This is a genomic window from Gilliamella bombi, assembly GCF_900103255.1.
GTDB classification, from domain to species: Bacteria; Pseudomonadota; Gammaproteobacteria; order Enterobacterales; family Orbaceae; genus Gilliamella; species Gilliamella bombi.
In genome coordinates, this window is sequence record NZ_FMWS01000002.1 from 17,251 (window position 1) to 30,803 (window position 13,553).

Annotated in this window: 14 protein-coding genes; 4 read left to right on the forward strand and 10 right to left on the reverse strand. The window is 34.3% G+C overall.

Annotation, left to right across the window (positions count from 1 at the left end; translation table 11 throughout):
* Positions 1 to 23: 23 nt before the first annotated feature.
* From B9N71_RS00445 to rpsU, 4 genes are all read right to left on the reverse strand, one after another.
* Positions 24 to 995: a bile acid:sodium symporter family protein gene (locus B9N71_RS00445; protein WP_034914119.1), complete on the reverse strand. Its 972-nt coding sequence runs from the start codon at positions 993 to 995 to the stop codon at positions 24 to 26.
* 73 nt (positions 996 to 1,068) lie between these two features.
* The gene (gene rpoD, locus B9N71_RS00450; RefSeq protein ID WP_244178504.1) at positions 1,069 to 2,910 is read right to left on the reverse strand and encodes an RNA polymerase sigma factor RpoD; all 1,842 of its coding nucleotides are present in this window, start codon (positions 2,908 to 2,910) and stop codon (positions 1,069 to 1,071) included.
* A gap of 80 nt (positions 2,911 to 2,990) precedes the next feature.
* Entirely contained in the window at positions 2,991 to 4,772 is a 1,782-nt protein-coding gene (gene dnaG / locus B9N71_RS00455; protein ID WP_085163723.1) for a DNA primase, read from the reverse strand.
* A gap of 143 nt (positions 4,773 to 4,915) precedes the next feature.
* Entirely contained in the window at positions 4,916 to 5,131 is a 216-nt protein-coding gene (rpsU, locus tag B9N71_RS00460; protein ID WP_034882800.1) for a 30S ribosomal protein S21, read from the reverse strand.
* A 185-nt stretch (positions 5,132 to 5,316) separates the two neighbouring features.
* Between rpsU and hemB the strand changes: the two genes are divergently transcribed.
* The 3 genes from hemB to B9N71_RS00475 all read left to right on the forward strand — a co-directional run bounded on the left by hemB (position 5,317) and on the right by B9N71_RS00475 (position 8,223).
* A complete protein-coding gene (hemB, locus tag B9N71_RS00465) occupies positions 5,317 to 6,330 on the forward strand; it encodes a porphobilinogen synthase (protein ID WP_085163724.1) in 1,014 nt (337 codons plus the stop codon).
* A gap of 284 nt (positions 6,331 to 6,614) precedes the next feature.
* The gene (locus tag B9N71_RS00470) at positions 6,615 to 7,385 is read left to right on the forward strand and encodes a hypothetical protein (protein ID WP_085163726.1); all 771 of its coding nucleotides are present in this window, start codon (positions 6,615 to 6,617) and stop codon (positions 7,383 to 7,385) included.
* Positions 7,386 to 7,413: 28 nt separating this feature from the next.
* Positions 7,414 to 8,223 (forward strand): hypothetical protein, encoded by an 810-nt coding sequence (locus B9N71_RS00475; protein WP_065589857.1) that lies wholly within the window; start codon positions 7,414 to 7,416, stop codon positions 8,221 to 8,223.
* Here B9N71_RS00475 and nudC read toward each other — a convergent pair.
* From nudC to epmB, 6 genes are all read right to left on the reverse strand, one after another.
* Positions 8,220 to 9,023 (reverse strand): NAD(+) diphosphatase, encoded by an 804-nt coding sequence (gene nudC / locus B9N71_RS00480; protein ID WP_065589856.1) that lies wholly within the window; start codon positions 9,021 to 9,023, stop codon positions 8,220 to 8,222. The two genes, B9N71_RS00475 and nudC, sit on opposite strands and share 4 nt — an antisense overlap.
* A 58-nt stretch (positions 9,024 to 9,081) precedes the next feature.
* Positions 9,082 to 10,704 carry a membrane protein insertase YidC gene (yidC, locus tag B9N71_RS00485; protein ID WP_085163727.1) on the reverse strand — a complete coding sequence of 541 codons (1,623 nt, stop codon included), beginning with the start codon at positions 10,702 to 10,704 and terminating at the stop codon, positions 9,082 to 9,084.
* Complete coding sequence (gene yidD, locus B9N71_RS00490) at positions 10,704 to 10,946, reverse strand: membrane protein insertion efficiency factor YidD (protein ID WP_034914994.1); 243 nt, start codon at positions 10,944 to 10,946, stop codon at positions 10,704 to 10,706. Before yidD ends, yidC begins: the two co-directional genes overlap by 1 nt.
* Positions 10,947 to 10,993: 47 nt before the next feature.
* Positions 10,994 to 11,350, reverse strand: a complete 357-nt coding sequence (rnpA, locus tag B9N71_RS00495) for a ribonuclease P protein component (RefSeq protein ID WP_080702383.1) — start codon at positions 11,348 to 11,350, stop codon at positions 10,994 to 10,996.
* 11 nt (positions 11,351 to 11,361) lie between these two features.
* The gene (rpmH, locus tag B9N71_RS00500) at positions 11,362 to 11,502 is read right to left on the reverse strand and encodes a 50S ribosomal protein L34 (protein ID WP_025314679.1); all 141 of its coding nucleotides are present in this window, start codon (positions 11,500 to 11,502) and stop codon (positions 11,362 to 11,364) included.
* A gap of 210 nt (positions 11,503 to 11,712) precedes the next feature.
* Positions 11,713 to 12,741: an EF-P beta-lysylation protein EpmB gene (gene epmB, locus B9N71_RS00505; protein ID WP_085163729.1), complete on the reverse strand. Its 1,029-nt coding sequence runs from the start codon at positions 12,739 to 12,741 to the stop codon at positions 11,713 to 11,715.
* A gap of 33 nt (positions 12,742 to 12,774) precedes the next feature.
* Between epmB and efp the strand changes: the two genes are divergently transcribed.
* Positions 12,775 to 13,341: an elongation factor P gene (gene efp, locus B9N71_RS00510; RefSeq protein WP_034914965.1), complete on the forward strand. Its 567-nt coding sequence runs from the start codon at positions 12,775 to 12,777 to the stop codon at positions 13,339 to 13,341.
* The last annotated feature ends 212 nt before the right edge of the window (positions 13,342 to 13,553 follow it).

The following is a 13,553-nucleotide window of genomic DNA, read 5'->3' on the forward strand; positions in this document are numbered from 1 at the left end:
AAGCTAATGAGCAAAACAATTTTTTACATTTTTCGTTTAGCATAACGTGCAGCCAAAAAAGCACAAATCATTAATTGGATTTGATGAAAGATCATTAAAGGTAGGATCAAAATACCCATCATCGACATGGGGAAGATAACACTTGCCATTGGAATACCGCTTGCTAGGCTCTTTTTTGAACCACAAAATACAATTGTGATTTCATCTTGTTTGCTAAAACCAAAAAATCTTGCACTATAAGTGGTAATAAATAAAACTATAACTAACAGAATAATTGAGAAAAATATAATATTTAACAAAGATAAAAAACCGACTTGCGACCATATACCATTAACAACTGCATCACTAAACGCGACATAAACCACTAATAAAATCGACAAACGATCTGTTTTAGAAATAATATTTTTATACTTATCTACCCATTGACCAATAAAACGTCTAGATAAATGCCCGACAACAAAAGGCAACATCAGTTTCAGCATAATAGAGGTAATGGCATCAATTATGTTCATTGATGCCGAGGTTTGAGTATGTATTAACAATCCAACTAAAAGCGGGGTAATAAACACCCCCAATAACGTTGATGCTGAGGCACTGCAAATAGCTGCTGCCACATTACCTTTAGCTATTGAAGTAAATGCTATTGCAGACTGCACTGTTGCTGGTAAAACACAAAGATAAACAAAACCTAAATAAATATCATGTGATAAAAAAGTGGGCACTAATAACTGCATCATCATGCCTAAAACTGGGAATATTACAAATGTAGTTGTAAATATTAACAAATGTAATCGCCAATTTTTTATACCAGAGACAATTGCTTGAAAAGAAAGTTTTGCGCCATGCATAAAAAATAGCAAGCCAATAGCAAAAGTTGTAAGGTATTCAAAAACCGTTTTAGCCTGTCCTTCACAAGGAAAAAAGCTAGCTGTAATCACAACACAAATTAGAATCAATAAGAATGAATCAATCTTAACACGTTGAAATATATTCATGATTTTTAATATCTTTGATTAACAAGAATAAAAAAATCGCCACAAAAGTGGCGATATACAAGAAAGATAAAATTTATTCTAAGAAACTACGAAGCACATCAGATCGACTTGGATGACGTAATTTTCTCAGCGCCTTAGCCTCAATTTGACGAATACGTTCACGAGTTACATCAAATTGCTTACCAACTTCTTCTAGCGTATGATCTGTATTCATATCAATACCAAATCGCATACGTAACACTTTCGCTTCTCTAGGCGTTAATCCTGATAAAATATCGCGAGTTGCGCTACGTAAACTCTCAGAAGTCGCCGCATCTAGCGGTTGCTCAAGAGCTGTATCTTCAATAAAATCACCTAAATGCGAATCTTCGTCATCACCAACTGGTGTTTCCATCGAAATTGGCTCTTTAGCAATTTTAAGCACTTTACGAATTTTATCTTCAGGCATTTGCATGCGTTCAGATAACTCTTCAGGTGTTGGTTCACGACCGATTTCCTGTAACATTTGACGAGAAATACGATTTAACTTATTAATTGTTTCAATCATATGTACCGGAATACGAATTGTCCTTGCTTGGTCAGCTATAGAACGAGTAATCGCTTGTCTTATCCACCAAGTTGCATAAGTTGAGAATTTATAACCACGACGATATTCAAATTTATCAACTGCTTTCATCAAGCCAATATTACCTTCTTGGATAAGATCTAAGAATTGTAATCCTCGGTTGGTGTATTTTTTCGCAATAGAAATAACTAGTCGTAAGTTAGCTTCTACCATTTCTTTCTTAGCTCGACGTGCTTTAGCTTCGCCAATAGACATACGTCGATTAATATCTTTGATTTGCTCAATAGAAAGACTTGTTTCAGTTTCAATTTGTTGTAACAAATCAACTTGCGCAGCAATTTGAGTTTCAAAATCTTTTAGATTATCCGCAAACGCACCTTTCGATGATAAAGCTTTCTTAAACCAATCCATGCTATTTTCATTGCCAGTAAAATAAGTCATAAATAGTTTTTTCGGCATTTTGCATTTTTCAACACAAATCCTCATAATAACACGTTCATGAGTTCTAACACGCTCCATCATGCTTCTCATGTTATTAACAAGAATATCAAACTGCTTAGCAACTAAACGGAATTGTTTAAATATTTCTGATAGATTTTCGATCTCTTTTTGTGCTTTTTTATGAGCACGGCCATATTTTTTAATAGCATCAGACGTTTTATCATGTTGCTCTTTTAATTCGGCAAATTTAGCTTTAGCAACTTCGGGATCGATAGAAACATCATCATCAGTTGATGCCTCGTTTTCATCATCCTCACTATCATCATCGCTATCATCGATTTCAATTTCGGTTTCACTAACTTCTAAATCTTCAGGTAACTCTTCAACAACTTCTTCAGCATTTGGATCAACAAAACCTGTAATTAAATCAGATAAACGAACTTGTCCACTTTCGATTAAATTATATTGCTCTAAAAGATAAGTTATAGCTTCTGGATATTCGGATACCGAAGTTTGAACTTGATTAATACCATCTTCAATACGCTTAGCAATATCGATTTCGCCTTCACGCGTTAACAGTTCAACCGCTCCCATTTCACGCATATACATACGAACAGGATCAGTTGTTCTACCAATTTCTGACTCAACATTAGATAATACTAATGCTGTTGCAGCTTCAACAGCTTCTTCATCAGGGACATTATCTGAAAGTAATAACTCATCAGAATCAGGGGCTTCTTCAAGAACTTGAATCCCCATATCATTAATCATTTGGATAATATCTTCAATCTGATCTGAATCAATAATCTCTTCAGGCAAGTGATCGTTGACATCAGCATAGGTCAGGTATCCTAGCTCCTTACCTCGAATGATTAGGAGTTTTAACTGTGATTGAGAATTTTGCTCCATAAAGGTATCCATTTTAGTTATTTGGTCATTTATATTATGCATGTAGAACAATATCTGGAATCTACACGTACTCTATATATTTAGTCTTTTTTTGATAAAACAAGTATTAAAGTCGCCAATTCTTTTTTCTCTGCGGTGCTTAAGCCGGAGACTCTCTCTTTTGCGATTAGTTCATCTTGCCTTTGGGCGAGTATATTATCATATAACTCTTTTAAAGTATGTGAAAAAATTGAGCCTATTTCGCCATCTTGATAATGACACTCCCAGGTGGATAAACGATTCAACTGCTTATAAAACGGTCTATCCATACACTCTATTAATATTTGTGCAGTAGTTATATTGGGATAACGTTGACATAGTTCAAGTAATTCAACAAAAATCTCGATCCCGGCCATTTTAACCTGGCGAATCACATTTATATCGGAAACTTGCTCAGCAAGATTAGGATATTGAAGTAATAAACCAATTAAAACTCGCATCGTTGTTAATTTCATTTGTGATGTAGGCGCTTTTTCATTTGCCTTTTCATCACGTTGGGAACGATTTTCTTGAATTAATTGTTCTAATTGAGATACATCAAGTAAACCTAAATAATTACCGAGCTTCTGCAGTAAATTTAATCTAAAGGCTTTTGCCTTAATTTGATCAAGTAGCGGTAAAGCTAGCGAACTCAATTTTGCTTTTCCTTCAGCCGTTTTTAAATCAACCTGTTTCAAAAGTTCATCAAATAAAAATTTCGACAAATTTGAAGATTCATTTAAATATTTTTCAAAATTATCCTTACCGACTTTACGCACAAAACTATCAGGATCTTCATCTTGAGGTAAAAAAGCAAAAGTTATTTTCTTACCATCGATTAAGCAAGGTAATAAAACATTAAGTGCCCGCCAAGCAGCGCTTCGTCCAGCATTATCGCCGTCATAACAAAATATTACCGAATCTGTTGCTCTAAATAATAATTTAATATGCTCCTCTGATGTAGCCGTACCTAAAGCAGCAACAGCATAATCAATGCCATATTGAGCAAGCGAAACCACATCCATATAGCCTTCAACCACCATCAGTTGCTGAGGATTACGATTGACTTCTAGCGTTTCATAAAGTCCGTAAAGTTGAAAGCCTTTATGAAAAATGGGGGTTTCTGGTGAATTAATATATTTTGCAGAATCATTAATGATAGTTCGTCCACCAAACGCGATAACATTGCCTTGTCTATCGCGAATAGGAAACATGATTCTTCCACGAAAACGGTCATATTGATTACCCCTATCGTGGCTGACTTGCATGCCGGCTTGTTCATAAAGTGCTTCTTCAGCTTTTGTTTTAACCACACTTTGTGAAGTTAAACGCCACTCATTAGGCGCAAAACCAATTCTATACCGTGCTATAATTTCTGCATTGAGTCCCCGTTGCTCAAGATATTTTTGAGCATCAGTAGATGTAGATAATGCTAATTGTTGCTGATAAAAATCAGTGATTTTGCCCATCAAAGTATATAGATCTCGACGTACATTTCTAGATTCAATGTGCTTTGATTGATCAATTTGATTTTTATCGTTATCAATATAAGGGACACGAATCCCTTGCAAGCTAGCTAACTCCTCAATAGCTTCAGGAAAAGATAACCGCTCATATTGCATTAAAAAATTAACAACAGATCCTGATGCGCCACATCCAAAACAATAAAAGATCTGTTTTTTTTCATTAAGAGAAAACGAAGCTGTTTTTTCATCATGAAAAGGGCAACAACCAAAATAATTATTCCCCTTTTTTTTCATTTTAACGCGTTTACCAATCACATCAAGAATGTTAGTTCGAGCAGTTAAATCCAAGATGAAATCGCGAGGAATAAGACCTTTCATGATAAAACTTTAACCAGTTATGGTGTTATAAAAAGACAACAAGCCGTATCAAAATACGGCTTGTTAGAATTCTTTATATCAAAAAGATAATAAATTGATTTTTAATATCAATTTTAGTTTTCAGTATAAATAATCTTAAAATATTAATATAAGCGAGTGCGACGAGCGTTTTCTCTTTCTAATTTTTTAGCATGGCGTTTAACAGCTGCTGCTTTAGCTCGTTTACGAATAGTAGTTGGTTTTTCGTAAAATTCACGATTACGAACTTCAGCTAAAACTCCTGCTTTTTCACAAGAACGTTTGAAACGACGTAACGCTACATCGAAAGGTTCATTTTCACGTACTTTAATTACTGGCATGTGCCTCTCACCTCAAATTTGTTTAATATCACAAGGGATTAAAATTAGTGCGCAATTTTACCCTCAATCGATATATGTTGTAAAGTAAAAAATAGAATTATTACAAGATAACAAATTAATTTGCTAATCAGCATATAGAGTCAGATAATAAATCAAATCTAATTGAGAATAAACAGGAGTATTTCATGCCATCATTAATTACTGGTCAATATCCAAAGCGCCGCCTACGCCGTAATCGTGCCCATGACTTTAGTCGTCGTATGGTTGCAGAACATAGTTTGACGGCCAACGATCTAATTTATCCGGTTTTTATTGTTGAAGGAAATAATATTACTGAATCAATTACCTCGATGCCAAACGTTAATCGAATGAGTATTGACGTATTGTTAAAAGAAGCGGAACAAGTAGCTAAATTAGGAATTCCTGTTCTTTCACTATTTCCCGCTATTGAACCATCAAAAAAAACCTCATTAGCACAAGAAGCATATAACGAAAATGGGTTAGTACCAAAAGCTGTTCGAGCATTAAAAAAAGAAATTCCAGAGCTCGGTGTATTAACTGATGTCGCACTTGATCCATATACCACGCATGGACAAGATGGCATTATTGATGAACAAGGGTATGTACAAAATGATATCTCTGTTGAAACGCTTGTTAAACAAGCATTAATGCAAGCTCAAGCAGGTGTGGATATTATCGCACCAAGTGACATGATGGATGGACGCATTGGAGCAATACGTAACGAACTCGAAAAGCACGGTTTTTTTAACACACAAATTATGGCTTATTCCGCAAAGTACGCATCAAGTTTTTATGGACCTTTTCGTGATGCTGTCGGCTCTGCGAAAAATATTAAAGGTGGTAATAAAAAAACTTATCAACTCGATCCTGCTAATAGTAATGAAGCATTACAAGAAATCTATCAAGATTTAAGTGAAGGTGCAGATATGGTCATGGTTAAACCTGGTATGCCTTATCTTGATATCGTTCGAAGAGTTAAAGACACCTTTGCTGTCCCAACTTTTGCTTATCAAGTTTCTGGCGAATATGCTATGTTAACAGCGGCAATTCAAAATGGTTGGTTAGATGAAAAATCAGCAATTATGGAATCTTTACTTTGCTTTAAACGTGCTGGTGCCGATGGAATATTAACCTATTTTGCCAAACAAGTAGCCGAATGGTTGCATCAACAAAAATAATATTTTTTGAAATACTGCTCTTTTCAAATTGGAAGGAGCATTTAATTACCTATCTAGTATCTCATATTCATCAAATCACATTATTAATCATATTATTTAATAGCACTTTTACACTTCTTTTTAATTCACCAGTATAAGAAATTTATAGATAAACATTAATTATCATATTTATACTTGGACAATTATTGTACTTTACTAGAAAATGTAAAAAAGTTTCAGGAAAGCTATATGTTTATGTAAAAATCTGATAATATTTACGGGGATAAGTGATAAGGGAATAAAAAATGATTTATGAACTCGTACCAAACGAATTACATGATGAATTTAAAGCTTTTCATCATGACCTAGAAGAAATAACATCGCAACATGTGCAATCTTGTCCCTTCTGTAAAAAAACTGAATTCTATATAATTCGTTCAAAACCTAATAAAACATATCGTTGTAAAGACTGTCATAAATATTTTACCGTTTCAACCAATACTCCTTTCTATCGTTTAATGCCCTATAATTGGTTAGAGTTTATTTTTACCAACCGAATAAATAAAATGGGCTATAAAGAAATTGCGGACCGACTCGAAACATCGCTCGAAAAAGTTATACGACGAGATCGAGCTATTATTAACTATCTTCAAAGCTATTATCCATCATTACATAACTGGTATACACATCAAAAACAAACAAAACTAATGCCATCTTTAGTGGAACAATACAATACCATTAAAGCTAAAGTAACTGCCTTATTGAATGAACAAAATCCAACTTGTAAACACTGTGGTTCTAACGAAACAACCAAAATTGGTTCTCGCACTTGCTATCGCTGCAAACGGTGTCGACATAGCTTTAGTCTTTTAAGCAACACTAGTTTAAACCGTATACCCAAACCTGAATTGTGGTTACAATTCATTGAGTTACTTGTTTCTGGGGCTAATAACTCACAAATAGGAAAAGCTTTAAATTTACACAATGATACAGTACGTAAATGGCGCTCTGCTTGGTACTATATGATGAAAGATTGGCAATGTGAAGCACTTGCAGTATGGTGCAAAAATAAATAAGAAAACAGGATAAAAGGAAAATAGAACTATGAGAAAAAATAATTTATTTTTATATACGTGCATAATTAGCAGTACATTACTAATTAACGGTTGCGATGATAAAAAAACATCTGACAAAAAATCCTTACCACAACTACCAACAGCAGTTATTAATAGCTACCTTTTCCATACTGAGCCAGAGCTCTTACCATTTAGTAAAATGATTAAACAACAGCATATTCAAGGCTCATCAACTAAGATAATTAACTACAATGACAAAGGCTTTGTAGCTAATTATGATTTAGAAGGGCTACATGGCGAAATTAACTACGACACAGCTAAATATAGCTACGGCATGGGCGATACCAGAAACGTTTACGATATTACTTTTGATTCTTCACAAAATATACTAGGTATGAAAAACAATGAAAATGATATCGTCGCAAGTTCAGAGTTCGATGAACAAGATCGTTTAGTTGAAACAACTCTATCGCATTTTGCAGAAAATAATATCATTTTTAACAGCAAAATTATTTATGACAACAATCGTGTAGAACTCGTGTTATATAATGCCTATATTCCTGTAGATGAAAAAACAAAATTCCCTGTGTTGGCTCAAGAAAAAGAATTTGTATATAACGCAAACAATCAATTAGAAAAAACTATTATCAAAACCTTTAAATTATCATCAAATGGAGACATCATCATTAATGATAAAAACGAACAAGAGGTAGAACTAATAGAAACTTGTACTTATTCAGATTATAATCCAAACAGTGATTGGACTAAAGCTGTGTGTATTACAACAGGTGACGAATCAAAAACAGTTAATCTAACAAGAACAATTCAATATAATTAGTCATTGCCATATTCATCATATTCGCGGCAAAGTATAATTGTATCCTCAATTAAGCGTCTAGCAATGGTGCCATACTCAGGAATTTTAGGTAACTCTGTATAATGGTACCAATTTGCTTCAATGAGTTCGTTTTTATCTACCACTATTTCACCGCTATCATAATCAGCTAAATAAGCCATCATTAATGAATTTGGAAATGGCCAAGGTTGCGAACCAACATAACGAATATTTTTAATTTTTATTTTTGATTCTTCAAATACTTCTCGTTCAACGGCTGTTTCCATTGTTTCACCGATTTCAGTAAAACCAGCTAAAACGGTATATAAGTTATCTTGATTATGCCTAACATGTTTTGCTAATAAAATTTTATTATTATGACGAATTGCCACAATAATAGATGGCGAAATTTGTGGATAATAACGCTCTTTACAGTGATCGCATAGACAACACCATTCTGTGCTACTGATATACATCTCATGCCCACAATATCCACAATATTTATGGGAACGATAAAATTCAGAAAGTTGCACAGCCCGACCAGCTAAATTAAATAATGATTGATCTGTTCTATCAAGTAATGAACGAACTGAACTCATCGCATTTTTCATTTCATCACAAATCAGCCAAGCTGTTTGCCCATTCCATTCACCTATTGGTTGAGCAAGTTTATTGGTAAAACCAAATTCATCAGCACACCCAACAGGAACTTCACCATTAGGCAGCCATAATCGTCCATTAGCACTTACAAACCAATAACCGTTTTCATTACCTATTAAATTAAATTGTTGCTGTATATTCATATTATTAACACCAAAGATAAAAACAAAAAAGGAGGATTACTCCTCCTTTTAATCGATACTATTTCTTTTTCTTCTCGTGAAGTCCCTTTTTCTCAAGTTCCCAGTAAATAATTCGTTGCTGAGCAATTGTGAATAAGTTACTGACGATATAATATAAAACCAAGCCTGATGGGAACCATAAGAAGAACAACGTAAAAATTAATGGCATATAAGTCATTAATTTTTGTTGTAGTGGATCGGTAACAGGTGTTGGTGACATTTTCTGAATTAAAAACATACTGACACCCATTAATAAAGGCAAAATATAGTATGGATCTTGCGCTGATAAATCATAAATCCAAAGCGCAAATGGCGCATGTCGTAGTTCAACTGTACTACTTAACATATAGAACAATGATAAAAAAATCGGCATTTGGATAATTAATGGCAGACAACCACCTAATGGATTTACTTTTTCTTGCTTGTAAAGCGCCATTGTTTCTACACTAATTTTTTGCCTATTATCACCATAACGCTCTTTTAAAGCTTGTATGCGAGGCTGTAACAACTTCATTTTCGCCATTGAACGATACTGAGCACGAGTTAATGGGAATAAAATACCTCGAACAATAAATGTGATAACAATAATTGAGAAGCCCCAGTTACCAACAAAACTCTGAATAAACTTCAACAAATAAAACAACGGTTGTGATAAAAACCATAACCATCCATAGTCAACAACTAAATCAAGATGATTGGCTGTTTCTTTCAATTGGCTTTGAATTTCTGGTCCTAACCATAATTTTGCACCAATAATTTGTGAACTCCCCGCAGGAATAACTGCTGATTCACTTTTGAAACCAATTGTTGCTTGAGAATTATTAGTCGTTGCACGAGAATAAAATAGATTATTTTTATCCTGTGCGGGTACCCATGCGGAAGCAAAATAGTGTTGCAACATCGCAATCCAACCCGTTTGAGTCTCAACCGATAAAGCTTTATCTTTGATATCATCAAAACTGTATTTACTATAATTAGAACTAGAACTAGAGTAAGCTGTACCACGGAATGCGCTTTGTCCTAATCCACTACCACCTTCGGTTGGAATATCATCAGGTAATTTAATTGTTTGTTTTAATTGACCATACATGGCAACATCAACAGGTGCACTGCTTTGGTTATTAATATCATACTGAACATCAATAGAATAACTACCACGGTGTAATATATAGTATTTAGTATAACTTACACCATTAACTTGATAAGTAAGAGGAACACGCAATTCATCTTGCCCATCAGCTAAAACATATTCTGACTTTTCAGTTTGATAGACTGGGCGTTTTGATCCTTGATTTGCATTATCAGGACCATCCTTACCTGTTAATCCGCTTTCAGCAACATAAACAAAATCTGGACGAGATGTTAATAATTGGAAAGGCGTACCAGAATGAAGCGTTTGCTCATATTTCAATAATTGTGCAGCCTGAACATCCCCACCATAAGTATTAATAGTGAGTGACAGCACATCTGATTTTACAGTAATTGTTTTACCTACTGCGCCAGCTATTGAGCCATCATCACTTTGTTGTGTTAATTGGTTTTCGATCGGGGGTTTAGGTGTGTGATCTTCTTCCCACGCTTTCCAAATAAAAAAAGATACAAAAAGTAAAGCAATGACTAAAATATTACGTTGAGATCCCATTAGTGTTTTTCTCTATTGGTTTTAATTTTTGGAGGAACAAAATCTTCTCCTCCTTCATGTAAAGGATGACATTTTAATACACGTTTAACGGTTAGCCAACCACCTTTTATTAATCCAAAGCGTCTCAGTGCAATTATTGCATACTGTGAACATGTCGGTGTAAAGCGACATTTAGGACCTAATAAAGGACTAATAAAACGTTGATAAACACGAACAAAAAACACAAAAACATTAACTATCATATAGTTAAATGCATAAGTATGCTGTTTAATAATCAATTTAAATTTATTCAAGCCTCGTATTTGGCTATGATTCGTTGGCATAATTTATTCAGTGTTTCAACGAGTTGCTGATTATCTAAGTCGATAACTGGCTGTTTGGCCATCACAATAAAATCAATATTAGGAAATTGATGTTGATGAAGCCGAAAATACTCTTTAGCCAGTCGCCTTATACGATTACGCTCATGAGCTCGTTTCACTTGTTTTTTAGCTATAGCAAACCCTAACCGCATATGATTGTAGTTATTTTTTCGTGCAACTAAAGTTAAAAACGGAGAACCAGCCCGAATGGACTCTTGGAAGACATGATTGAAATCAAAGGGAGTTAACAACCGCAACTCCCGAGGAAAAGTGAACTTAATCACCCAACTTTAAATCAGCTAGCAACAGTTAAACGAACACGGCCTTTAGCACGACGGCGAGCAAGAACTTGACGACCGTTTTTAGTTGCCATACGAGCACGGAAACCGTGAGTTCTATTGCGTTTTAATACTGATGGTTGAAATGTGCGTTTCATGACGATTTATATCCAAATCTAATTATCAACAGGTTGCAGAGTAAAAACTCCACAGCATTAATTAAAGAGGTCGGAATTATAGTGCCTATTTTATTTTTCGTCAATGAGATTTTTACAGATAAATCCCATTAACCCTTAATTACCATACGATAAAATAAAATAGAATAAATAGATTATAAAATAATAAGTTATAACTAAAAAAACAATTAACTAATTCCAAAAAGTAAGTACTTGTTTACTTTTCTCACCACCGATTTCGCGCGCTAATTTAGGCACTAAATAACCAGATACTTGCTCGGCAAGCTGTTTCATTATTAATTTAGCTGAGTTATCATCAACTAGAAAATGAGCAGCTCCTTGTACTTTATCTAATAAATGAATGTAATAAGGCAAAATGCCAATATCAAAAAGTTTATTACTTAACTGAGCCAAAACATTGGCATTATCATTAATATTTTTCAGTAATACACTTTGATTTAGCACAATCACGTCACTCTTTTTTAAAAGCCCAACTGCGTCAGCAACTGCATTATCAATTTCATTTGAATGATTAATGTGAGTAATTACTACAATTTGCAACCTACTTTCAACAAATAACCGACAAAGTTCAGCCGTTACTCGTGAAGGAATAACAACAGCCAAACGCGTATGAATCCGTAAACGCTTAACATGAGGGATTTTTTCAAGTGCATTAATCAAAAAAGCCATTTCATGATCTTTTGCCATTAACGGATCACCTCCTGATAAAATAATTTCATCAAGTTCAGGATGATTTGCAATATATTCAAGCGCAATGGCAAGATTCTTCTTAGATCCTTGATTATCATGATAAGGGAAATGCCGTCTAAAACAGTAACGGCAGTTAATTGCACAAGCGGTCTTAGTGATCAATAATGCCCGATTGTGATACTTATGCAATAATCCAGGAATGGCATTATCTTGCTCTTGTAATGGGTCATGACTATACCCTTCAACTTTTAATAACTCCCTATCATCACAAAGCACCTGTAACAAAAGTGGGTCATTACTATTACCCTTTTCCATTCGATTAATAAAAGCCCTAGGAACTCGAAGCGGAAACGCCTTTTTTGCTTGTTGCATGCGGATTGAAATGGTATTGGGATCTAGTCCTAAATAGGAGTATAAAACGTTGATATCTGTCACAACATTGGCCAGATCAAAAATCCACTCATCTTTATTATTTGGTAGTTCAACTTTTTGCTGTATAATACGACTCATTTTTTGTAATTCAGAATTTTAGTTGGAGCTTTTATGGCATCTTATAGTACTAATGAGTTTAAAGCTGGTCTTAAAATAATGCAAGACGGCGAACCGTGTGTCATTGTTGAAAATGAGTTTTATAAACCAGGTAAAGGTCAATCTATTAATCGTGTAAAAATTAAAAAATTACTTTCAGGCAAAACTGTCGACAAAACATTCAAATCAGGCGAATCAGTTGAAGCCGCTGACGTTGTTGATATGAATTTAACTTATCTTTATACCGATGGTGAATTTTGGCATTTTATGAATAACGATACATTTGAGCAACTTTCGGCTGACGCCAAAGCGGTTGGCGACAATGCAAAATGGTTAGTTGATCAAGCGGAATGTATTTTAACTTTATGGAACGGCCAACCGATTGCAGTAACACCACCAAATTTTGTTGAACTTGAAGTAATCGAAACTGATCCAGGTTTAAAAGGCGACACAGCAGGAACAGGTGGTAAACCAGCAACATTATCAACAGGTGCAGTTGTTCGCGTGCCTTTATTTGTACAAATTGGCGAGATCCTTAAAGTAGATACCCGTTCAGGTGAATACGTATCACGCGTAAAATAAATTAACATTTATCGCAGAACAAGAGAGGTTGCACTAACCTCTCTTGCTCATCTAAACAGCATAAATTTAATCTTACTGTTTTACGCCAATCCAATGATTAAAACCTTTTAAAATCTATCCAAATTTAATTATCAACACAATTTTTACATACCCAATAAAAAGTATAGTTTTAAGACAGCAACTAAATAAAATATCATTACTTTTCAAATATG